Annotated in this window: 20 protein-coding genes and 1 pseudogene; 12 read left to right on the top strand and 9 right to left on the bottom strand. The window is 38.3% G+C overall.

Annotated elements, in window-relative coordinates; all coding sequences use genetic code 11:
- Positions 1–2,138: 2,138 nt before the first annotated feature.
- Positions 2,139–2,429: a Mo-dependent nitrogenase C-terminal domain-containing protein gene (locus tag F6K54_RS17835; protein ID WP_293079919.1), complete on the top strand. Its 291-nt coding sequence runs from the start codon at positions 2,139–2,141 to the stop codon at positions 2,427–2,429.
- A gap of 836 nt (positions 2,430–3,265) precedes the next feature.
- Here the strand turns inward: F6K54_RS17835 and purQ are convergent.
- Both purQ and purS read right to left on the bottom strand, forming a co-directional pair.
- On the bottom strand, positions 3,266–3,961 hold the full coding sequence (gene purQ, locus F6K54_RS17830; protein WP_293079916.1) for a phosphoribosylformylglycinamidine synthase subunit PurQ: 696 nt from the start codon (positions 3,959–3,961) through the stop codon (positions 3,266–3,268).
- Between the two features lie 387 nt (positions 3,962–4,348).
- Complete coding sequence (gene purS, locus F6K54_RS17825; protein ID WP_293079914.1) at positions 4,349–4,624, bottom strand: phosphoribosylformylglycinamidine synthase subunit PurS; 276 nt, start codon at positions 4,622–4,624, stop codon at positions 4,349–4,351.
- An 81-nt stretch (positions 4,625–4,705) separates the two neighbouring features.
- On the opposite strand from purS, the gene F6K54_RS17820 reads away from it, so the two are divergent.
- The gene (locus F6K54_RS17820) at positions 4,706–5,104 is read left to right on the top strand and encodes a Fur family transcriptional regulator (RefSeq protein ID WP_293079911.1); all 399 of its coding nucleotides are present in this window, start codon (positions 4,706–4,708) and stop codon (positions 5,102–5,104) included.
- A 608-nt stretch (positions 5,105–5,712) separates the two neighbouring features.
- On the opposite strand, the gene F6K54_RS17815 is transcribed toward F6K54_RS17820, so the two are convergent.
- The 3 genes from F6K54_RS17815 to F6K54_RS17805 form a co-directional block, all read right to left on the bottom strand.
- Positions 5,713–6,678 (bottom strand): SPFH domain-containing protein, encoded by a 966-nt coding sequence (locus F6K54_RS17815; RefSeq protein ID WP_293079910.1) that lies wholly within the window; start codon positions 6,676–6,678, stop codon positions 5,713–5,715.
- Between the two features lie 30 nt (positions 6,679–6,708).
- Positions 6,709–7,173, bottom strand: coding sequence for an NfeD family protein (locus F6K54_RS17810; protein WP_293079907.1), 465 nt, complete (start codon positions 7,171–7,173; stop codon positions 6,709–6,711).
- 183 nt (positions 7,174–7,356) lie between these two features.
- A complete protein-coding gene (locus tag F6K54_RS17805) occupies positions 7,357–7,533 on the bottom strand; it encodes a hypothetical protein (protein ID WP_293079904.1) in 177 nt (58 codons plus the stop codon).
- Between the two features lie 507 nt (positions 7,534–8,040).
- On the opposite strand from F6K54_RS17805, the gene F6K54_RS17800 reads away from it, so the two are divergent.
- From F6K54_RS17800 to F6K54_RS43800, 4 genes and pseudogenes are all read left to right on the top strand, one after another.
- Entirely contained in the window at positions 8,041–9,993 is a 1,953-nt protein-coding gene (locus F6K54_RS17800; protein WP_293079902.1) for a PP2C family serine/threonine-protein phosphatase, read from the top strand.
- A gap of 212 nt (positions 9,994–10,205) precedes the next feature.
- Positions 10,206–10,430, top strand: coding sequence for a ferredoxin-thioredoxin reductase variable chain (locus tag F6K54_RS17795; RefSeq protein ID WP_293079900.1), 225 nt, complete (start codon positions 10,206–10,208; stop codon positions 10,428–10,430).
- 502 nt (positions 10,431–10,932) lie between these two features.
- Positions 10,933–11,910 carry a hypothetical protein gene (locus tag F6K54_RS17790; RefSeq protein ID WP_293079898.1) on the top strand — a complete coding sequence of 326 codons (978 nt, stop codon included), beginning with the start codon at positions 10,933–10,935 and terminating at the stop codon, positions 11,908–11,910.
- A 118-nt stretch (positions 11,911–12,028) separates the two neighbouring features.
- A pseudogene (locus F6K54_RS43800) lies at positions 12,029–12,360 on the top strand (zinc ribbon domain-containing protein).
- Here F6K54_RS43800 and F6K54_RS17780 read toward each other — a convergent pair.
- From F6K54_RS17780 to F6K54_RS17770, 3 genes are all read right to left on the bottom strand, one after another.
- On the bottom strand, positions 12,261–12,563 hold the full coding sequence (locus F6K54_RS17780) for a hypothetical protein (RefSeq protein ID WP_293079893.1): 303 nt from the start codon (positions 12,561–12,563) through the stop codon (positions 12,261–12,263). The pseudogene F6K54_RS43800 and the gene F6K54_RS17780 sit on opposite strands and share 100 nt — an antisense overlap.
- A gap of 296 nt (positions 12,564–12,859) precedes the next feature.
- On the bottom strand, positions 12,860–13,654 hold the full coding sequence (locus F6K54_RS17775) for a YdcF family protein (RefSeq protein ID WP_293079890.1): 795 nt from the start codon (positions 13,652–13,654) through the stop codon (positions 12,860–12,862).
- A 13-nt stretch (positions 13,655–13,667) separates the two neighbouring features.
- Entirely contained in the window at positions 13,668–14,024 is a 357-nt protein-coding gene (locus F6K54_RS17770; RefSeq protein ID WP_293079887.1) for a hypothetical protein, read from the bottom strand.
- Between the two features lie 280 nt (positions 14,025–14,304).
- Here F6K54_RS17770 and F6K54_RS17765 point away from each other — a divergent pair, with 280 nt between their 5' ends.
- The 6 genes from F6K54_RS17765 (at position 14,305) to F6K54_RS17740 (ending at position 22,253) form a co-directional block, all read left to right on the top strand.
- Complete coding sequence (locus F6K54_RS17765; protein ID WP_293079885.1) at positions 14,305–14,433, top strand: hypothetical protein; 129 nt, start codon at positions 14,305–14,307, stop codon at positions 14,431–14,433.
- Positions 14,434–14,608: 175 nt separating this feature from the next.
- The gene (locus F6K54_RS17760) at positions 14,609–16,384 is read left to right on the top strand and encodes an Hsp70 family protein (RefSeq protein ID WP_293079882.1); all 1,776 of its coding nucleotides are present in this window, start codon (positions 14,609–14,611) and stop codon (positions 16,382–16,384) included.
- Between the two features lie 27 nt (positions 16,385–16,411).
- A complete protein-coding gene (locus tag F6K54_RS17755; RefSeq protein WP_293079879.1) occupies positions 16,412–18,319 on the top strand; it encodes a hypothetical protein in 1,908 nt (635 codons plus the stop codon).
- Positions 18,312–18,947: a 4Fe-4S single cluster domain-containing protein gene (locus F6K54_RS17750; RefSeq protein WP_293079876.1), complete on the top strand. Its 636-nt coding sequence runs from the start codon at positions 18,312–18,314 to the stop codon at positions 18,945–18,947. The genes F6K54_RS17755 and F6K54_RS17750 overlap by 8 nt, the downstream gene beginning before the upstream one ends.
- A gap of 13 nt (positions 18,948–18,960) precedes the next feature.
- On the top strand, positions 18,961–20,241 hold the full coding sequence (locus tag F6K54_RS17745; protein ID WP_293079873.1) for a hypothetical protein: 1,281 nt from the start codon (positions 18,961–18,963) through the stop codon (positions 20,239–20,241).
- Positions 20,238–22,253 (top strand): AAA family ATPase, encoded by a 2,016-nt coding sequence (locus F6K54_RS17740; protein ID WP_293079871.1) that lies wholly within the window; start codon positions 20,238–20,240, stop codon positions 22,251–22,253. Before F6K54_RS17745 ends, F6K54_RS17740 begins: the two co-directional genes overlap by 4 nt.
- Before the next feature lie 210 nt (positions 22,254–22,463).
- On the opposite strand, the gene F6K54_RS17735 is transcribed toward F6K54_RS17740, so the two are convergent.
- A complete protein-coding gene (locus F6K54_RS17735; protein ID WP_366558160.1) occupies positions 22,464–23,639 on the bottom strand; it encodes a helix-turn-helix transcriptional regulator in 1,176 nt (391 codons plus the stop codon).
- Positions 23,640–23,669: the final 30 nt, after the last annotated feature.

Raw genomic sequence — 23,669 nt, 5'->3', positions numbered from 1 at the left:
TTACACTTTGGAGGTCCGAAGGCAGGAGGCAACCCACCCCTAACCCCTCCCAGGAGGGGGAGGCAGAAGGGAAGAAAAGGCGCTCATGAGAAAAAGTTTTTTATCACTGATTATCCGGACATGATATAATATTATTTCCGGTTGAATACTTACACTTTGGAGAAGGTAAGGCAGAAGGCAACCCACCCCTAACCCCTCCCTGGAGGGGAAGGCAGAAGGAAAGAAAAGGTTAAAAGGGAAAAGGTTTTTTTATCACTGATTATCCGGACATGATATTACTCCGTTTCTTCTTAGCTGAAGGATTGAAAACAAAAGAGGATTTGAGCTAAGTTTCACTACAAAAGAAAAAAAATTGGGTTAAGTATGGCGCTTGCTAGGGCACAACTACGTTACAGCAGTTTTCATTTGGGTAGACCACAGTAGGGACGTTCCATGGAACGTCCCTACAATGTTTGATGTGTGAAGATGTGGTTCATCAATTTGAAAAGCGCTGTAACATGAAGCCTTGCATTACTCTGTATCGCCCATCAAATTGTTATAGAAGAAAACTGCGACGATATTATCTACTATTTTACACTCTGGTTAAAGGAAAAAATTTACATTTACTTTACAATACTATATATATTGTTTTTTTTCAACATCTTAAATATAAGAAAAACTAATTAATTTAATATATAATATTTATACTTGTGAATAGTTAAGACGCGACAATTAGCTAAATTGGTGTAACAATCAAGTTAGGTGATAAAAAGAGGTTAATTAACTATTGTTGATTTACTAATATTTATTAACATAAGTTTATATGTATTGATATAGTTATATTTATCTATATGTATAGATTATCCTAATACCTGACAAACAGAGTAGGTAGTTTGTGGTGTAAAACCAGACCACTAAGTAACCGCTATCCTGATAAGTTACCTCTAGCGTGGCTCGCGTAATTAAAACTTCTGCGACTGCCGATAACCAAGGCAAAGTAAGTGTTTAAAAGTGTTTACAGGTTTTCTTGTAGACATTGGGAGATACCCCCTCAGTAGATAATGTTCTACTGTGTATTGTTAACAAATGTTAGCAAAATAGTATCGGTTAGCCTATTATCCACTTTTAACACAGGGGGAGGACATCACCTCTGTAAAAACTGCGGTCAAGGCTTCTTTGACTGAAGAATCCCGCGCTCTCCCGTAGGGGAGCGTCGGGAGTATGTCAAGTAGTAGGTCTCTCAAAAATATTACTGCTGATCGTTTTAATACAGGGGGAGGAGATCACCTCACACGAAACTACGGTCAGAGTTTTCCGGCCTGAAAAATCTCCCATTGTCGCGTAAGCGCAACGTCGGGAGTATGTCAAATTTGTTAATGCCATGGAAAAGAAGTTAGTCTGAATACTTCTGCTGTTGAGGACAGTCAAAATTACTTACAGCATCCTCAAACTATTTGCAATCAACCCCTCTAGTTGCTTAAACCTCTCCACATTACTGTGTGGGGAGAAGTTATACTGGAAAATCAAAAGTCAATATCTTGAAAAAGAGTCAGGGGTCAGGTAGAAAAGATAATTAACTTTTGATTTTTGCCAATCAGTTGATAATAGACTATTCACATATTACCTTTCCGGTAAAGTCAAAAAATACACTGTAGAACTCTTATAGAGAGCTTAAATACAATTACCAACTTGAATGTCGCAAAGGGAACTCCTATTATGCGAATGTTAACGGGAGGAGAATTGCCTACCAATAAATAAATTGCGAAGCATCCACTTAATGTAATTTCGGATAATCAAGAGCGACAGAATATCCTTTGCTTTTAGCGTAGCTGGTCATTGTGTACCTACTTATGTACTATGATGATGACATCAGGAGTAGCGGTAATACGCGCCTGGAAACATGAAAACAACATAGAATAAGGGGTGAAATTGAGAAGTTCGCGGTCAGCCCGTGAAAAGGTAAAACTCTTGAGGGTGCTTTCAGGAGTACAGAATTGTTCAGTACAAAAGCACGGTGGGTCTCATCGTGTCTGCCTGTGGAGGGTTAAGTGGTTGCACTCCCAACGAAACAGGAAGCCCTATCTGCGAGGTGGGGAAGCCCACGTTATACCCTTGCGGTTAAGGTGGGAGAACGTCACAATATTAACATTCTAAATGCTATGACTACTCGTATGTTATCTACAGTACCGAATTTTAAGCCATTAAAACCCTTGCGACAATGGCTAGACCATATAGAAATTAATAACCCCAAATTAGCCAAATTTCTATGCCAATTAATTCCCAGTCAGTGCCCCTTTGAGCGCGATATCACTTTTTTTGGTCATCTTTTGTTTCATATTCCTCCCATGTGCAAACTTAACCCTCTTTATAATGAATTAATTGGTTTGAGGTTTAGAGCTTTGTGTTATTTAGCGGATATTTGTGGGGAAGATGTAACCTCATACTGCTAGTCTGAGGAGCAATAATGAGACTCGTAGCGCTTTTCATGTTGGCGATAGCTGAAAAGGCACAGCAATCCCTGTTAAAAATTAATCAATTGAAATCAACTTTTATTTTATGGGAAAGCGATGAGGTACATTACCGAATAATTAGGGTTTGCGCTCAAAAGTCTTATGGGTGAGGGTAGGAGACAACCCACCCCTAACCCCTCCCAACCCACCCCTAGCCCCTCCCAGGAGGGGAGGGGAAGACAGGAGACAGGAGACAGGAGAAATGGAAATTATAGAGGAGTTAGTCGGAAAAATTATCCCTTGATTTGTCTGCCATAATCCTCCAAAAATACTAGCTTTTTGCAGCTCTTGCCACTGAAAAGTTGACACTTTTTTAGATCAAAAAATGCTACAACCAATATCAGTCAATGCTTTGAGATTTAATCAGCAAGCCCTAATTAAGGTTTAATACCTCTCCTTTAAAGGAGAAACAAGAAAGATTTTTCCTTTGAGTCAATCCTCTTCTTTTTAAGGAGAGATAATTAGGGTTTGCGCTCAAAAGTCTTTTTGCTGAGGTAGGAGACAGGAGACAACCCACCCCTCGCCCCTCCCCCTCCGGTTGAGGGGAAGACAGCTATACTGGAGAAATGGGGAATTTAAAGGAGGCAGTAGAAAGAATTATCCCTTGATTTTTCTGCGATAGTCAACCCAAAATCCTAGCTTTTTGAGTTCCCTAGAACGAAAACCTTGTACTTTTTCAAGACCCAAAAAGACTAAAACCAATATCAGTCAATGCTTTTATATTTATTCAGCCACGCCCTAATTATTAATTATTAATTATTAATTATTAAATGTAGCTAAATTCCAACTACAGACATTAACAATCCCTTAAATAATTTAATGCCATCTGTATAACCTAACATTGGATCTGATGCTCTCTCTGGATGAGGCATCATTCCCAACACATTGCCTTGACGGTTACAGATCCCAGCAATATTATTCAGAGAACCATTGGGATTAGCTACTTGACTAATTTCACCATTCTCTGTGCAGTAACGAAATAAAATTTGACCATTATTCTCTAATTGTTGCAACGTTTCTGCATCAGCATAATAACGACCTTCACCATGAGCTATTGGTAAACGAATCACTTCTCCCGTTGTATAGGTAGATGTCCAAGGGGTATCAGAATTTTCTACTTTCACAGGAACTCGATCGCAAATAAAATTCAATTGCTGATTTCTGATTAATGCTCCTGGCAATAGTCCTATTTCTGTCAGTATCTGGAAACCATTACAGATGCCTAAGACTAACTTACCTTTTTGGGCATGAGCAACAGTTGCTGCCATGACTGGAGAAAAACGAGCGATCGCCCCGCATCTGAGATAGTCGCCATAACTGAAACCTCCAGGGACAACTATTACATCTAGACCAGAAATATCTTCTTCTTGATGCCAAACCATGCGAGTTGGTTGACCTAATAAACTTTGAGTAACCCAAGCCACATCGCGATCGCAGTTAGAACCGGGAAACACAATAATACCAAATTTCATATTAATTTCAATTATAGTTTCTATACTCTGAAGGGTAATACCAATTACCAGGCATTAATGCTTAACTTAGATAGAACTTCAATTATGAAGTAATTAACACAAATAGGATCGCCTTTTTGATAATTAGCACCCTAAGAGCGTATTAATTATTATATTATGTTTACCAATGGATAATTGATAATTGATAATTGATAATTGATAATTAATCCCCAAAGGCTTAAAGCCTCTCCTTTTAAGGAGAAAAAAGAAATCAGAAATCCTTATCTTCAATCAAAAACAGTTTTAACTAGAGATAATTATTCATTATTCATTATTCATTATTCATTATTCATTATTCATTATTCATTATCCATTATCCATTATTCATTATTCATGATCCATTATCAATTAATGAACACCTTCTTTGATAGTTTCCATTAAATCAAAACGATAATTTTCAATAACAGGATTTGCTAATAGTCGATCGCAGATTAATTCTAGCTGTTCCTTAGCTGTTGCTTCATCGGTTGCCTGAAGTATCAACTCAATATATTTACCAATTCTAATTTGCTCTACATTGTCATACCCCATCTGTGCCAACCCAGATTTAACAGCAGTACCAGCAGGGTCTAAAACAGATGGTCTTAGGGTAACATATATATATGCCTGATATTGTTTTGTCACGTGATTAAAAAATTTTAGATTTCAACTAACCACGTTAGATATTATCAGTTAAGTTCTATTTATAGTTAACAAAATTGGTCCATGAAATCCAATCGTACCCGGTCTCAAGAGCGTATTTTGAAGCTATTAAAAATCCAGAAGCGATCGCTATCTGCTCAGGATATTTATTCTACACTACGCGAATGTGACCAACCTCTGGGATTAGCAACAGTCTATCGTTCTTTAGATGCCCTCAAGCAAGAAGGGGTAGTGATTGTCCGGACTTTGGCCAATGGTGAATCCGTCTATAGTTCCTTGCGACACGACCAACATCATCTGACTTGTGTGAAATGTGGGACTTCTATTCCTATTAATGAATGTTCTGTCCATCATTTAGAACAAAAATTACAGAAGTCCCACAGTTTTAAGATTTTTTATCACACTTTGGAGTTTTTTGGACTTTGTGACCACTGTACTTTAATAGCAGGGAGTAGGGAGTAGGGAGTAGGGAATAGTAGGAAAAATATTTCCCTGTCTAAAGATCATTATCAGTCTATATCCTAACCACTCTGACTTAGGGAATAGGGAACACCGGATCTGGGAACAGGGAACTGTAGGAAAAATATTTCCCTGTCTAAAGATCATTATCATTCTATGTCCTAACCACTCTGACTTAGGGATATAGAGAACAAGGAACTGTAGGAAAAATTATTTCCCTGTCTAAAGCTCATTATCAGTCTATTTCCTAACCACTTTGGCTATTGGTATAATAAAAGTTATACATAAATATAGTCATATATAGTCAAGTGATGTCAAATATCTTCGTTGATTTGTACAAAAGAGCTACTAAATATTTGACAACATTTAATCACTCTTGACTATCTGTATTAATGGTATAATCAAATTTGACCAGAGTTACTGGGTTAATCAATGAGTTATGTGAATGGTTCTCTAAACATAATGAGAAAAGCAGCTCTCTTTTGTCTTTGACTATGGGATAGAGGGTGTTGTAGTTCACCCAGTCAGGGTAACTCCTGCAAAATAAGGATATGTCATATTTGACTATATTTTTATGAACTATATTATCCATTTTTCAATTCAAAACTTTTTTAACTTTGAACTGAATTTTTGCCATCTGCCACAATGGAACGCATACCTTCTAAAGTTGCTGGAATATTGCGGGGGTCCATGAACATAACTTTACTACTATCACTACTACCAATTTTCTGACCCATATCCAAATAGTTTTGAGCCAATAAAAATTGGAGTGCTTCTTTAGCACTGGGGTCTTTATGAAGGGTTTTAGTAATAATTTCTAATGCTTCAGAAGTTGCCTGCGCTTTTAACACTTGAGATTGACGTTCAGCTTGAGCTTTCAGAACAATTGCTTTTTGTTGTGCTTCTGCTTCTAAAATAGTTGCTTTTTGACGAGCTTCGGCATCAAGGACTTGTGATTCTGCTTTACCTCTGGCAGAGTTAATTGCAGAATCTCTTTCCCCTTCTGAAGTTAAAATTGCTGCCCGTTTTTGCCGCTCCGCAGTCATCTGTAATTCCATAGAATCTTGCACTGCTTTTGAAGGGCTAATATCTCGTAATTCTACCCTAGTTACTTTTACTCCCCAAGGGTCAGTAGCTATGTCTAATTCTCTGAGTAATACTTCATTAATTTCTGTTCGAGCTGTAAAAGTTTGGTCTAATTCTAATTTACCCATTTCTGCCCGAATTTGAGTTAGAACTAGATTAGTCATTGCAGATTTGAGATTTTCTACTTTGTAGAAGGCTTTTTCCAAATCCATAATCCGCCAATAAACCACAGCATCTACACTAATTGCTACGTTATCTCTAGTAATACATGGCTGAGGTGGAATATCTAATACTTTTTCCCGAATTGTTTCTTGATAAGAGATTCTATCTAAAAATGGGATAACAAATTTTAAACCAGCATCTAATTTTCTGCCATTATATTTACCTAAAGTTTCTACTAAAGCTTCATTTCCTTGATTAATAACTTTGACACTTCCGGCTAAACCTGAACCACCTAAAGCTAAAAAGACTAACAAAAAAAACTGTTCCATTTTTAATCTCCTAAATTATCTAATTAGTTGTTATTTCAATTGACTTTGGTTAGGGAGATAAACTGAAGAATTTAATAAATTTTCTGGCAATACAAATAGAGTATTACCTTCACGCCTAACGACAATAACTTTTTCGTGGGCAGCGATCGCGCTACTTTCATCGTCACATTTTGCCCGCCAAGAATTACCTTCATAAATTACTCGACCAGGCTGACCTGGTAATATTTCTGTTAAAGTTTCTGCCTCTTGAGCATCTGCAATAGTAGCCACTGTATGATTGGGCAGCAGACGACGGAAGGCAAAAATAGAAGCTACAGAAAAAATCATCCACAAGGCCACTTGTACGCTAATACTAGGAATTAAGAGGGACACTCCTGCCACAACAAAGGCACTCAGTCCCATCATAAATTCAACAAAGGCTGTGGGTACGAGGAGTTCTAAAAAACAAAGAATTGCCCCAGCCAGTAACCAAAATATCGTTGGATTTAATAACATGGTTAACGAAGTCAGAAGTCAGAAGTCAGAAGTAACCCACCCCTAACCCCTCCCAGGAGGGGAACTAGGGGATTTGAGCCCCGCTCCAAAAATATTTCGCCTTAAAAGGCGGGGTTGCGCGACCCAATTATTTTGATAAATGGGAATGTTGACATCCTCTCCGGCCTAAAGGCGCGGAGATTCCTACCGAGCCGAAGCTCCTCGGTGGGTTGACGTTTCACAGGCTGCTGCACCCACCCCTCTTGCTCCCCTCCCGGGAGGGGATGGGGGTGGGTTACGCTTGCCTCCGCGTCCGTTTAATGTCTCGGACTGCCCGCCCGCGACTAATATATTTATCGCTGCATTCTCGTCTAAGAACATGTTTTGCACCACAGTTGAGACACTCCCATTCTCGCACCTTCAGGTCTAGCTTCCCACCTTTAAAGCCACAATCTGATTAAAAGAGGAAGCGTAACTACCCAAATTTTTCGGTGAGGTTAAATAGTACTCAGCACTCAGCATTAGGACTTTTTTTACGTTGAGGAAAGGATTTAAACCCAAGGTCAAAAAGTTGATAGCTGTTTGCGGAACATTCCGGTACGGAAAATGCTGATAGCTGATAGCTAGTTAAATTTATAAGTGATTTTTCACTAAAATTATTCCTTGACAAATAGTCAAGTATATAATTAGTTTATTCCGAAATTTATGAAGATGACTTCTATCTCAACATATCTTTGCGTCTTGACACTAAAGATAGTCAGTTTGGAACTCTCCTAAATTATTTATCAACACCGAAAAAAACAATTCCTTAATATAAATTCTCAAATTAATATTTCTCGTATAATTTTTAACTTTTAAATTTTGATTTTTAATTATTAACTTAATCAAATGTCTTCTACCCCAATAATTTATTGCCCAAATATTAACTGTCCTCATCCGGCCAATTCCTGGGGTCGCCAAGAGTGCGAAGCTTGCCAAACTAAATTAATCTATCGCTATTTATGGGCTGTTGATGCCGGAGTTGAGATTCCTGTTGCGGAGTTTCTGGGCGATCGCTACTATGTTGTAGCTCCACAAGTATGGTTGGATACTAAACCTGCGAAACTTCCTTTTATATATGAGGAGTTACCAGAGAATATAACCCCATATTTACATTTATATCCCTATAGGCTCCATACACCAGAGGTACATGGTTTCTATCCATATGGAGAAGAAACTTATCCTACAGATATTTTGTTGTTAGACAACGTTCCTCTAGACTCTCAAGGTCAGTTATGTCCTGCGTTTGTAGATGCTTGGCCTACAGCAACTCCTGTACGCCAAGTTTACTGGTTATGGCAAATGATGCAGTTATGGAAACCTTTATCAAAAGAGCGTGTGGCTTTCAGTCTGTTGACAAATAATTTAAGAGTCGAAGGTTGGCGGTTACGACTATTAGGGTTGGACTTACAAAACCGTAACACTAAACATAGAGATTTAAGGATTTTTTGGTCTAATTTGATTTCTACTGCTCATGCTCATATCCAACAGCCATTACAAGAAATTTGTCAGATGATTGGGGATATTGGGGAATCTCTCGACGCGATCGCCCCTAAATTGAACCAACTCCTATTGGAACAGGCGGCCCAACTACCATTAAGTGCGGAAATAGTAGGAGCTACGGATACTGGGCCTGTGCGTCTCCATAATGAGGATTGTTGTTATCCAACGGAACAAGATTTAGCAAGCAAGCAGTTAGTGCCCCATTTAGCAATGATTTGTGATGGGGTAGGTGGCCATGATGGCGGAGAAGTAGCTAGTCAACTAGCAGTACAGTCCATTAAAAGATTAGTGCAAAATTTATTGACAGAAGTCGCCCAACAACAGGATTTAACATCACCAGATTTGGTAAAGAAACAACTTGAGGAAATTATTCGGGTAGTTAATAACATGATTGCCACTGAGAATAATGAACAAGGAAGAGAGTCCCGACAACGTATGGGCACAACATTAGTTATGGCCCTACAGTTGCCCCAACAAGTGAAGTCTTCTCCAGAATCAAATCCGAATAATGCCCATGAGTTGTACATAGCCAATTTGGGAGATAGTCGTGCCTATTGGCTAACTCAAAATGCTTGTCAATTGTTGACTGTGGATGATGATGTGGCTTCTAGGGAGACGCGTCTTGGTCATTGTCTGTATTGGCAAGCATTAGAACGTCGTGATGCGGGTGCCCTGACTCAGGCTCTTGGTACTAGGGATGGAGAGTTTATTCGTCCCACTATTCAAAGATTTTTGATTGAAGAAGAGGGTCTATTGTTATTATGCTCGGATGGCCTGAGTGATAATGATTGGGTTGAGAAGTCTTGGAATGATTATACTTCCAAGATTTTTCGAGGTGAATTTTCTCTCAAGCAGGCGGTTGAGTATCTGATTAACTTGGCGAATCAGAAAAATGGTCACGATAATACTTCGGTGGTGCTTGCCCACTATCGCATTTCTCCAGAGCAGTTGGTTTTATTGAATAATCCTACAGCAACACCTTTGGAACAGGAAGTAATGCCAGAATTATCTGAAGCTTCTAAAGCACTTCTTTATAGTGATGATGAAGTTTCGGAGCTGAAACCTGAAGTTGACCTTGACTCTGGCCCTGATTCTGAGGCGGAGGCTATGCCAAATTCTTCAGGGTTAAGGCCCTGGATGTTTATGGTTGGTTTATTGTTGATATTATTTGTAGGGGCAGTTGTAGCGGTGTGGCGGAATTGGGAAAATTTTAGCCAAAGTCCTAATGATCCTCCTGAATCTTGGGAAAGTCCAATGATACCTGATCCTTCAGAAACTCCTGTTTCTCCTGATTCTTAATTTCTAATTTTGGACTTTATAGATGAAAAAAAATCAACTTCAGTATTTTCTTGCCTCCCTATTCCATGAGGTACTGATAACTGATAACTGAAATGACGTGACTTTAAGGTTGGTTTTATGGAAGAATAGGAAAATTCTTAAAGCTAGTGTAATTTCGTATTAGAGCTACATTAGTTGAATTTCTAGGAGATGATAGTACAAGGTTTTAGTATATGAAAGTAGGCGATCATGTTCGCGTTAATACCTCTGTTATTGTTTATATTCATCCTGAAAATAGAGGAGAACCATTCGATCTGAAAAATCAGGAAGGGGAAGTGGTTGCTATTGTCAATGAATGGAAGGGTAGACCAGTGAGTGCTAATCTACCAATTCTTGTCAAGTTTACAGCAAAACTTAAAGTTCATCTTAAAGAAGAGGAATTAGAACTTATAGAATAACTTAAGGTTAATATTATAGGATTGATCTTTTCTGTGACTGCTTTAATACCCCACCGTCTAAACGGTGCTTAAAATTGTTTGGGGTTATAGACACGAAGTGGTGTGTCGAAGACTATCCCCATGCAATTTTCCCTTCTGCCTTCTTCAAGAGGCATTGTCCTCATTTATTTTCCTATTTTTTGATTTTAGGGTGAATTAATTTCAAGAAAAAACCAAAAATATTAATATCACTCTGCATTTTTTGTAGTTCTTTTTGGTGCATTGACGCTTATTTTAGAAACCCTGGCAATTTCCTCTCATAAGTGCAATGGTAGAAGATGAAAACATCAACAAAAGGAAATGGTAAAAAATTATGTCATGCCAGGGGAAAAGATATGCATGTGTCAATGTGAATATCTCCAATCCCAATACCCTCAAAGAGAGCTTGTCAAAGAAACCGGAGTCAGACTCAATAAATAACGAAAAAAAATGCTTACCATATTGGAACGAGTCATGTCAGGAAATGTCCAATCTATTGTGGTCACATACAAAGATAGGTTCCTTTGATTTGGCTTCGATTTGCTCCAATGGTTGTGCACCCTACACTCTGGCCAAATCCTGGTTCACAGCAGAGTTGAAGAATCTCCCAAACCAGAAATGGTTGAAGACATCCTTTCCATCCTCCACTGTTTCAGGGCCAGATTGTATAGACTCCAAAAGTATTCATCTCAAATCCCAAAGAATCAGAGTTTACCCAGAAAAACATCTCCATCAAATTTGGAAAAAGTGGCTAGCAGCAAGTAGGTATTGTTTTAATCAAGCCATAGCTTATCAACGTAAACACGGGTTGATTTCTAAATACGATTTGCGCAAAGTTATCTTAAACAGTGAAAGTTTACCAGATTGGATAAAAGAATCACCATATCATCTTAAAGTCAACGCAATTTATGATGCTAATGCTGCATTTAAAACTAGCCGTAAAAGTGGAACTAAACAGCCTAGTTGCGGAAAATTTCGTTCGATTAGAGACCGAATACAATCAATTAAATTTAGAGTAGAAGACTTTAAAAAAGGTACTTGGTTGCCATCAGTAACAAAAGGATTAAATATCCTTGCATCAGAAGTAATTCCTACTACTAATGTAGAATATCAACAAAAACAAAAAGATGGGACATACAAGACTTGTGTGAGAGAACAATCTTGGGATGCAGAAACTCAGTTGGTTTATGACAAAAAACGCTGGTTTGCTGTATTTCCAAAAGAGTTTAAACAAGATTACTCTCAGAGTCAATCCATCATAGCTTTAGACCCTGGTGTTTCGCTGCGCGACATGAAACGTAGCTTTTTAACGGGATTTGATGGAGAAAAGTTTATTGATATAGGCAAGGGAGACATTACCAGAATATTTCGATTAGCACAGCATATCGATCGACTAATATCCAACAAAACTGTGTTAAAAGGTCGCCAAAATAAGTATAAAAGACAGCGACTTCATGCATAAAATTAACAGCTTATTTATTAGGATAAGAAATCTCATAGATGAAGTCCATAAAAAAGTAGCAAAATGGTTAACTACTGAGTATCGCGTCATCTTTCTCCCTACTTTTGAGTCATCCCAAATGGTTGCCAAATCAGGAAAGAAAAAACGCAAACTTAACTCGCGCGTCAGTTCGCCAAATGTTAAATTGGGCACATTACCGTTTCAAACAAACTCTGAAGTTTCAGGCTTTAAAACGAGGGGCAACCGTAATAGATGTAACTGAGGAATATACTTCCAAAACTTGTACGATCGGGCGGTCATGTTCATCAAAACTTAGGAGGCTCAAAGCATTTTAAATGTCCCCATTGCGGTCATTCAATGCCGAGAGATTGGAATGGCGCTTTGGGAATTTTTCTCAAAGCATTGCGAGATACCGCCTGCGTCGATGGTTCTGCCGTCACGTTGCTATGAACGGTTTTCCCAGCTTTGGCCGGGAATTGCCGGGCTTGATGTATCTGTTGTTCAGCTATCTCATAATACCACTGACAATAATTTTGAAAATCTTCTCTATATTTAACTTCTTGATAAAATTCCTGAGTAGTTTGATAAATTTGAAAGATTTCTGTAGCAGGTGAATTTGCTTCTGGAAAGATGCTTCTTAATTCTGGAGGCATTAAAAGTAATTCCTATTTATTAAGTTTACACAAAGGAAGAAGGAATAAAAAAAGTTGGAAAATTTTATGTTTTGTTGCTCAATTCAGATACAGAAGTTTATACAAAGATGAAACCCCTTGATGGAGTTTGTATTACTCAATTTCCTAAATTTGTTCTATCCTCACTACTGACTACTAAAAAAAATATTATATAGCACTACACAAATAGGTTAGGACATTTATAAATGCTCAAACTTAGTCAGGGATTACTTCTAACTTCTGACTTCTGACTTCTGACTTCTGACTTGCGCGTAGCGCTATAACCAGCCTCGCAGACCATATACTATTATACCTATATATTCTTTTAAAGCTTTAGTAGAATTTTGTAAATTTGCAGCATCAGGAATACTATTTAACAGAAAACCTTGCCAACTATCTTGTATTTCTTGTAAGTCTCTTTCGGTAACTAAAAAATCTGTTGGTGCCGGAATTACTGATATTTTCTGTTTTTTGAATACCAATATAGAACGTGGAGTATGCAGTGCTGAAGTGACTAACAAAACATTGCCTTTAATTTCATTTTTCTCTAAAATTTGTTTAACATTAACAGCATTTTGATAAGTATTTAAAGAATCAGTATCTTGTAAAATTGCTGTTTTTGGTACTCCCATAGTTTCAGCAATTTCTGCCATATCTCCAGACTCTGGGTTCCCTCCATCTTTCCAGTCAACTCTACCCCCACTTAATATAATTAAAGGTGCTTTACCCTGCTGATATAATCTTATTCCATGTAAAATGCGATCGCCTGCTTCACTAAAATCTACCCAAGGCCGGGGTGAATTGGCAGGTTTAATTCCACCACCTAAAACTACAATGGCTTCTGCCGATGGTAATTCTTTTGGTGGTAAATTTTGCCATTCTAAAGATTTAATTAATCCTTGAGAAACCCACGAATTACTAAACGTAAATGTTACTGTAAATGCCAGAAAAATCACTAATGCTGACCATTTAGGATACCACCACAATAAAATAAAAGCTATCAGCATTAGCAGGCAAGATAATCCCAAAGGATAGATAAATAAAGGGAGTAATTTAGAAAAAAACAAAAACATTAGAAGTCATAAATTAGTATTTTTTTCGAGTTTTTTGATATTTTCTTGAAGAAACTTGACTTGACCTAAAAAACCAACTTAAGATAGAAATACCACTACGTTCTCTAGGGATTTTTGGCCATGCTTTAGGTGGTTTAGGTGGTTTTGATTCTTTTGGAGAATCTACAGGTTCAGCATTGGTTGTTTCTGGAATTTCTGGTCTTGATTCTATTTGTGACCAATACCCTAATAACCCAGCAGAAATTCCTCCTATTATGCTAAATACAATACTTGATTTGATTGTATATTCTAGGAGACTCAAGCTAATACTGAAAAATAGAGTAGCTGCTAGTCCGGCAATTAAGCCTGTTGATATTGATGGTTTATTCATGCTTTTTCATAGTTAATGGAAACAAAAAAATTTTATAATTTGACTAAAAATTATAGTTTTCATTCAATTTATAAATCAGGATTAATATAACTTTCAATTATACAAGACTGACGCACCCAAACAAGAAACCAGGTTTATTGCCGTGATTATTGTTTTTCAAACCACGAAATTTCGTCGATAAACCCGGTTTTTGCGTAAGTCCTATTATAGTAGCCTGAAGTAGGTATAGTATTGTGTCCGGTTGAACAGTTATAAATAAGTTTGGTAGTCCTGCATAGTAATGGAAAATAGGAACAAACAATGCCTAACACGGGAGGAAGATGCTCCCACTGCCATGCCTCGTAACAAACATTACTGGACAATCCACGACCATTACAATGCACCACGACCTTTGGTTGAACAATTATAAATAAATTTTAGGATTGAAGACTCAGAAGTCAGGAATAAGCAGAGTAAAAGAAGAAGGTATAAGGAAGAGAAGAAACAGGAAGCCTACCGTACTAAATAAAGTGCGTAGGCTTATAAGGCTATGGAAAACATGGCCAAAAAACTTAGTATAGCTCCATTATTTAAGGGAGAATTAAATGGTTAATGTCTTCAGAGATAGAAATTATCGGATAGCGATCGCCATAGATTTTGGCACTGCTCGATCTGGCTACGCTTACATATTTATGGAGGACAAGGACGCAAAAGAGCCTAGTTTCCGGAATAAATGGCCACACACAAATGAGTTTTACCCGAAAACACTGACTGAGATTCTTTTCAATCCTGATGGCATAGTAGAAGCATGGGGACATAATGCCAAGAAAAGATTTACACAACTGAGGGAGACACAAGAAGAAAAAGATTACATTTTTATTGACAATTTTAAAACGCTGTTACATGAAGGAAAGGATCGAGATGATGATGGTCCCTACATAATGAGGGAAGGTAAGAAATTCTCGATTCTTAATTTAATTGCTGAATTTCTCAAGCTTGTTAAGGAGACTGCCCTCGAAGATATTGCAGAGGGACTTGGTGGTGAAGGGTTATTGGATGAAAGTGAGATTCGATGGTGTTTAACTGTACCTGCAGTTTGGACAGATGAGAGCAAACAGATTATGCGCCGTGCTGCTCAGGAGGCAGGGTTAATTGGAGAAGGGACTGAGGAAGCAGAAAGATTGCTTTTGGTTTTAGAGCCAGAGGCGGCTGCAGTTCATTGTCAACAAGTGATGTTAGGACGGAATGAGTCAGCTCCTCTAGTCGGAGGCAAAACAATTATGATTGTTGATGCTGGAGGAGGTACTGTTGATATTACTGTCCATGAAGTTGTTAAAGATAGGGGTTTAGATGAGTTGATACCTCCCGGTGGAGGTCTGCATGGCTCTAAGTATGTAGATCAAAGTTTCAGGGAATTTCTTGATCGCAAGCTTTCTGCTGAAGCAATGAACGAATTTCAATCAGAATGGCCTGTTGAATATGCGAAGCTTATGGGCGAAACTTGGGAATCTATTAAGTGTGGTTATGATGCAGATTCTAATTGGAGAACTTCTATTGAGTTGCCTAGAAAACTGGAAAAAATTCTCAAGGATAAATATCCTCAGATACTGGAACAGTTAGCTAACGCTCAAGGTGGGGATGATACGGTGATACGGCTGACAAATAAAGATATGGAGGCTATTTTTAAGCCCATAGTCGATGAGCTTATTGCGAGGATTAGGGAGCAATTTACAGCTCTTCAACGTAAATGTGACATTCTCTTTTTAGTGGGTGGTTTTGCAGAATCTCCTTTGCTCAAAAAACGTATTCGAGAGGAGTTTAAAGGCAAAGTTGAGAAGATTGTTATACCCGATCGCCCAGGTGCCGCTGTTCTGTTAGGTGCTGCCTCCTTTGGGGTTAACCCTGGTGTAATTATTGCTCGACGCTCTAGGTTGACATACGGTAAAGGTTGTGCTGCTCCATTCCAGAATGGTATAGATCCAGAGGAAAAACGAATACCAAAGGAACTGTTGAGTCGGGTTTACCAACAAGAAGAGGATCGTGATTATTGCGATGGCAGGTTTGATATTTTTGTTGCTGCTGGCGATCGAGTTCCTACTGATGCCATAGTCAAGAGAAAATATCAGATTATTCCGAATCAAACCGAAATAGAAACAACTTTCTTGTCAACTTCTAATCCAAAAGTTCGTTACACCGATGAGGAAGGGGTGAGCGAGATTGCTAGTGTTGAAATACGTCTCCCCTTTGAAGCAAAGGAGAATACAAAGAAGTATATAGAGGTGGAAATGCAGTTCGGTCTTTCTGAAGTTGTAGCTTATGCGATCGATCCTATTAGTGGGAATCGTGAAAGGTGCAATTTTAGGTTTGCTTGTAACTATTAATTGTATGGATTTGGAGGTTTACAACATATGTTATATAAAGTGAAAGTTGTTAAAGTCTATCGCAGAGTTATAAACGAAGATGAAGTTGCTAACTTAGAGTTTAATTCAGAAAGTGAAGAAGCCTTAGATCAAATTATTTCTCTTTACAATCAAGATTTTGGAAAGCTTTTTGGAGGATTAGTCAGTCTTCTTGAACCTTTGAGTTTAAACTACCAAGAGTATGAAAACTTGGATGAAGAGACATTGAGGGTAAAGTTAAAGGAAACTCTAGAAAGATGTACTAATTTAGAATCAGTTCAGAGGGACTTACAAAAGAATGTTTCTGATTTAAGTGAAACTAAGTTACGCAAGGAGAAAGACGATCTCAATAATCAGCTAAAAGAAGCTAAAAAGGATGTCAAGTCTAAAGAAAAATTAATTAACGACCTGGAAAAACAATTGAAGAATGAAAAAGACCGTAGTGAAGTATTAGATATGAGAGAAGAATCACTCCAGGAAGAAGCTAGGAAACACAAGCAAGAATATAAAAAGTTAGTAGATGACAGGAATAATTTGGCTCAAAGATACAACGCTTTAGAAAGGCAAGTTAACAATATTCCTTATATTAATCAACAAAATAGCTATCTCAATCAACAAAATGGCCATCTCCATCAAGAAAATAGCAATCTCCGTCAAGAAATTGAGAAGCTCAAAAAATTTAAGAGTGGTATAGAAGCGCAAAAATCCTCCTTTGAAGAAGAGCTTAAAGAAACTCAAAAAAAGCTAAGTATGGCAATGGCAAGACTACACGGACAAACAGAAAAGTCTGGTATTGCTGGTGGAGGATCTCGTTCAGATAAGCTAAAAAATGATTTCGAGAACCTCAAAAGGGGGTTATTCCGCGAGGCGAGTAATAAAGTGCTGGAATGCTGGAAAAAGCAAGACTCTGCTCTCAATCAGAGATCGGAGGAATTCTCTGAAATCAGGTCTGTTCTGTCTCAGCGTGTATTTATTGATGGTATGTCGTTCTTTGCCGGGGATAAGTCTGAAGTTAAAGATAATGCTAGATTGATTGTAAATCAAATTATATCAATTGAAGGGTTAAATCCTCCTCAAGGGATATTACAGGTAATTGAGCAAAAGATTGAAACTGTCTTACTTAAATCTAAAGGAGTTGATGGTTCTAATGAATCATTAACAAACAATGTTGAAGCAACTACCAATAAAATTCAAGAAGACTTGCAGAAAATCAGAGGTTTTGATCTTTCTCAAGATGTATTGCAAGAAATCAAAAACTTTGTAGAAGCTGGTTTAAAGCTTGTCCAAGAAATTGTCAATGATAGTCCTTCAGGTGAGTTTTACGCGCCTGAAGTAGAAGATAAATTTGACGAAAACTTACATGATACACGAGATGAACCTGAAGGCAAGGTTAAACTCACTATTTGTGCAGGTTATCGTATTCCAGGAACTGTTCTTGTCAAAGCGGATGTTGTCACCATCCCTGAAACACCACCTATTTCTGGTGAAACTAATACAACAACTGCTTCTGGTGAAATGGAAATACCACCTACTTCAAATGTCTCCAGTACCTCAAATTTTGCTTCTGGTGAATCTGAAGTAAATATCTCTAACACAGAAACAGCTTCAAACAAATTCTCTGAAGGTATTTATCCTGCTATTTTCAAAGGCACAGTAAGCGTATTTCAAGGAGTTAAGTGTCGTACTGAACCTAGTAAAGATCCAAAGTATTTTCAAGGTTCCAGTTTTGACCAAAACACAGAACTAAATTTTGATGCTTGGACTGAGAGTGATGAGATGATAGGTTTAGACAAGTCCGATCGCAGATGGTACAAAGTTTCTGGCCAACAATGGTGGGTTCCCGCAGTTTACATCGATGGAGAACCTCCCAACTCGTCGCCCTTCCCACCAAATCAAGAGGGAAATTCAAATGAATAAAAAAAAACTACAGATATTCGATCGCCGCTCCCCTATAAATGTCCTTGGCCCTTACCAACGAGCAGTAATCTGGGTACAAGGTTGTCAGTTTGCCTGTCAAAGCTGTATTGTACCGGAATCCTGGGATGAAAACGGAGGAGAAACCATCGAAATTTCTGAACTTGCTAATTGGATACTCAGTCAACCAGAAATAGAAGGAGTCACCTTTTCTGGAGGAGAACCAATGTTGCAAGCAGAAGCATTATCAGCAGTAATAGAGGCAATTAAAAACCAACAAGACCTTGGTGTGATGTGTTACACAGGTTTTCGTTTAGAAAAAATAGAAAACCAGGGAACCGAATCACAAAAGGCACTCCTGAATCAAATCGACATTTTAGTGGATGGAGTCTATATAGAAAAGCTACACAAAGACCTCTTGTGGAGAGGTTCTAGCAATCAGAGAATTTTAGCCTTAAGCGATCGCTATCAAGACTACTTACAAAAACAAAGCGATCGCTCAGTAGGTTTAGAATTTTTTGTCAAAGAATCTGCGGAAATAGGTTTTTCAGGAGTCCCCACTCAACCCAATTTTCGTCAAGAATTTGAATCTCGTATGTTACAAAAGTCAGTTATTGTCAACCCCAAATAAATCCAAAAAACTTATGAGTGGTAGTCCTAAATATTCATCAGCAGAGTTACGACGCCAACAACAGGAACGCCTAGAAGCAGAACGTCGCCGGAAAGCAGCAGAAGAAGCTAGACTGAGAGCAGAAGCAGCAGAAAGAGAACGCCGTCGCCGTGTAGAGAACCTCAGAGGGAGAGCAACTCAGGAACAGCAGTCAGTAGCAACAAAAATTCAGCAACAGCAGTCTGCCATGTATGCTCAAGATACATCAGCTTTACAACAACGCTGTCAGAGTCAAACCAATATTATTGATCGGAGTCAAGACGAATCTCAATTGCAAAAAGCGATCGCTGAACTAAATCAGATTTTGCAAGACTGTGAAAAAGCAGTAATTCGTAAGCGTCGAGATGATGAGGAGAAAAAACGCAAGGAAGAAATAGAGCGTCTGCAGTTTGAGTTGGAAGAGTTAGAAAGAGAAGTAGGACGTATTCCCGAAAGTGACGCTAGCAAATTCGATAGTTCGGGGCAAAATGCTGTCAAGCAAGCACTTGAAACTGTTCGTTCCGCATTAGCGACAGGAAACCCACAGAAGGTGACAACTCCTCTGGAAAATGCAACTAAAACCGTCAAACAACATTCGGAAAAAGTTGCTCAACGTCGCGCCGAATGGGAAAAACGTAAAGCTGAAGCAGAAAAAGTTGTCGGGCAAATTCAGGAAGTCGTAACTGGGTTAAAAGCAGACCCAGTAGTAATGCGATGGCATTCTCATTCTATTGCAGAATTGGAAGGAGAACTTCAACGTGCTAATCAAGCTTTAACATCTGAAGAATTTGATCTACCTGCTCAAATCTTAGCCAAACTCAAAGAAAAAGAAAAACAGATTATTGAAGAAGCAAATACCGCTCAACTCAAAGCGGACAAACGGGATTACATTACTCAGTCTATTGTCACAACTCTCCAAGAAATGGGATTCAGTATTCTTTCAGTAGATGACGAACACACCGGACATCCGGCGACAGCAAAAATTTTCAGAGCTGCTGCTGCTGGGAGAGCAATTAATGTCAGTGTTCCCATAGAAGGACAAGTTTGGTATGATGTCGATGGTTATGAAAAAGCAACTGTAGCTTCAGTTGCTGATGGTACTCCTACAGCAATTTGTGATGAAGCAGAGCAAGTATTGACAGAAATGCACACTGCCTTACAAAACGAGTTTGGAGTTCAAATGGGTGAAGTGACTTGGCAGGGTAAAGAACCAAACCGGATTGCCAACAAAGCAGAAAAATTACGCGCACAAGGGGAAAAAGGTAAGAGCAAATGAGTAATAAAGTACATTTTCGATGGCTCACGGAATTTGAGAAACAAATTCACTATCGCAAACATATTATCTTGTATGGAAATATTCACGATGAGTTTATGTGGAGAGATGAGCGACAAACAACTTATAAGATTATAGATACTTTTTTACAGGAGCAAGGTTTTGATTTGATTGTTCGTTACAACCAAATAAGCGGGTTTAGCTACCTCTCTAATTCTATGAGGGAAAAGTTTAACGCTCTCGTACAAGAGCAAACAATTGAGCATCATTCTCATCCTAACGGAGCTACCACCAACGAAAATCAAACTCCGAGTCCGCCAGCTACTTCCGCTAATCCTATGACTCCTCCACCCCGTTCTAATCCGGGAGTTAATGTACGGCAAACATCAAACATTAGGATTTTACCTGAAGTAGCTTTTGGAAATTTGAGAATGGCATTATCTCAAGATACTACTTCAGTAGCAGCAGTTGTCGATACTGTCGATATGTTAACCTCCGATTCAAGTCAGTACAGTGCTGAAGAACGAAATCTGCTCATGCTTCTTAAAAATTGTACTTTTGAAGCTGCGATTCTGACAGAAGGGAAGTTAGCTGGTCTTAGAAATACTCTAATTTTAGTAGCAAGCGATCTAGGGAGAGTCCCTCAATGGGTTTATCAAGATAATCCTCTAGTTGAATTAGTTCAAGTATCCCCTCTCAACAAAGACGAACGTCGTCAGTTTGCTTTAAGATCCATACGTCCTCGTGAAAATTTTAGTGGTTTTTACGAGGGTGACAAAATCAGTATTCAGCGTCCTCATCCCAACGCATCATCTCAGTTAGAGATATTAGCAGAAGAACTTGCTGAACTTACGGAAGGATTTCATACAGTGGATTTAGAAGCTTTGCGAACTACTTCATTGCGTGAAAAAATTCCCTTAAAAGAAAAGCAAGTCAGAAAAATTGTAGACTTTTACAAATTTGGGAGACGGGACGATCCCTGGGAACAAATTAAACCAGAAAGAATTGCATCTGCTAGAGAAGAGTTATCTCGGTCTGTAATTGGTCAACCACGAGCTGTTGAGGCTGTAACATCAATGCTTTCTAGTGCCAGAATAGGTTTGAGTCTAAGTGGCGGTCAACTGGGGACACAACCAAAGGGAATCTTCTTCTTTGTTGGACCTACTGGTGTGGGTAAAACTGAACTAGCGAAGGCATTAGCAAGACTTTTATTCGGAGATGAGAGGAGTTTAATTCGTTTTGATATGAGTGAGTATGCGCAAGAACACGCGGCAGAAAAGCTAACTGGTGCGCCTCCTGGGTTTGTCGGATTTGAAGCTGGAGGACAACTAACTAATCGCGTTCTAGAGCAACCATACAGCATTCTTCTTTTTGATGAAATAGAGAAGGCCACACCAAAAGTTATGGATAAGTTCTTACAAATACTAAGTGATGGCAGACTTACGGATGGGAAAGGTCAAACTGTGTACTTTAATCAAACTGTCATTATTTTTACCAGCAATATAGGAGCATCAGATTTAACTAATAATCACACAGGAGAAACAATTCGTAGTGGTATTATGGAGTCAGTTAGTGAAGGTAATATTCCTGATTACTCAGAGATAGAAAGTCATTTTGATACTGAAGTTCGATGGTATTTTAGTAATTATATAGGCAGAACAGAATTACTGGGAAGACTCGGAGATAATATTGTTGTCTTTGATTTACTTCGCTCTGAATTTGTTACTGCAATTGGTAAGAAATTTCTACAGCAATATATTGAAATAACGAAAGAAAAATATAAACTCACAATTGAATTTCAACCCTCTATTTTAGAAGTTTTATCAACTCGAATGAAGGAAAAAAGGAACTTAATGCTTGGTGGTAGGCGAATTAAATCTTTATTAGAAACTCTTGTAGAGAAGCCACTAAATAGCTGGATATTCCAAAACTTTCCTGACACAACTTTGCTGGCAAATCAAACTTTATTAGTTGAACTTGATGAAAATGAACTTATAAAAGTTGAAAAGAGATGAGCTACCGGGATTAATTTTGAAAAGGAGAGATAAAAAATTCAGGGGAGGTAAGTGTTTGCAATTCTAATAGGTGGAAATGGTATAAATATAAGGTTGTGAAATCAAACCATTTGGGGACAATAACACCATCCATTCCTTCGCAAATGCACATCAGAATTTAACAATACAAATTGTCCCCTATTTAATTCAGTAATAGCGTTCAATTAAACACTATCCTCCCAAACCTAAAACATTCTGTAATAGCATTTGGTCTTCACCTTTGACTTGAAAGCGTCCACTCTCAATATCTCTAATCCAACTTTGACTTTTTCCGAGCATAGTTGCCAACTGTCTCTGACTTAACTGCTGACTTTTTCTAGCAGTCATAATCTGTTCCCCACAGATCGCAGCCAGCTTTTTCGTTCTTTTGCGTTTATTAGAATAGCGTAACTTTTGTTTTTCAAAATCTGCTAAGTGTTTATCCCATTCTTCAGGCAATTTAAACCAGAGGATACGAGCGTTTAACAACATATTCCACTTACCTCTGGGGCCGTTATCTGTTAATCTTGTATTTTTACTACCATCATCAATCCAGAAATCTAAAGCTTCTTCACCATCATCAGGCAAGGCAGCTAACTTTGCCCACATTGGCTGAATTTCTTGGGGGTAAGTTTCGGGGTCAAATTCGGGTTTAAGTCCATAATGATTGAGAACTTCCAGATCGCTTTCAAAAGTTTTAATTAGTCGTTTTCGCTCATCCCGAGAAGAAGATGCTCGTATCACTTTTTGTTCGCCATAAGCTACTCGCATTAGAGTAGGTACAGTCAACCGTTGTTCCCTACCCATTTTGGTTTTGAATAATAACCATAGCAGCATTCGAGCAGTACCTTCATGTTGCTGCCAAATACTCATTACTGTAGTTAATATAGACTGGGGCAAAATGCCATATTGATAAAATGCTTTGCCCTGCTTGCAATCTTCTTTATTGAGGAAATACTTAGCCCAAAGACCAGCTTTAACCCTAAAGGTAAGACCAACAAGATGTTTACATCCTGTAGAATCTTCAGAAAAGTGATGTTGAATTTCTAAGATATGCCACAATGGACTTTCTGGTAATGAGAACGCATTAATTCTGCCCTGCTGAGGCCAATCAATAGTAGTAGTAATGTTACAAGGTTGTTGAGCAAGGTTTTTAATTAAGCTCAGTTTAGTTGCTTTCGATAAGTCTTTGCGTTTTTCTAACCCTAAGTATCTTTCAATTTGTTGGTCATCGATCGCAAATTCTTGCTCCCAAGGTTGATCGATAACTGTTGCATGGGCAGCATAAATTAAGTGCATACAAGCTGCTCTGATATCCATTGCTGGTATATCTGTGATTAAATCATCATTTTTAGATGAATACCCCATGTCTTTGAGGCTGAAACTGATGGAACACTA

The sequence above is a fragment of the Okeania sp. SIO3B5 genome (assembly GCF_010692555.1).
Taxonomy (GTDB): Bacteria; Cyanobacteriota; Cyanobacteriia; order Cyanobacteriales; family Microcoleaceae; genus Okeania.
This window is presented reverse-complemented; position numbering and strand designations above follow the sequence as displayed.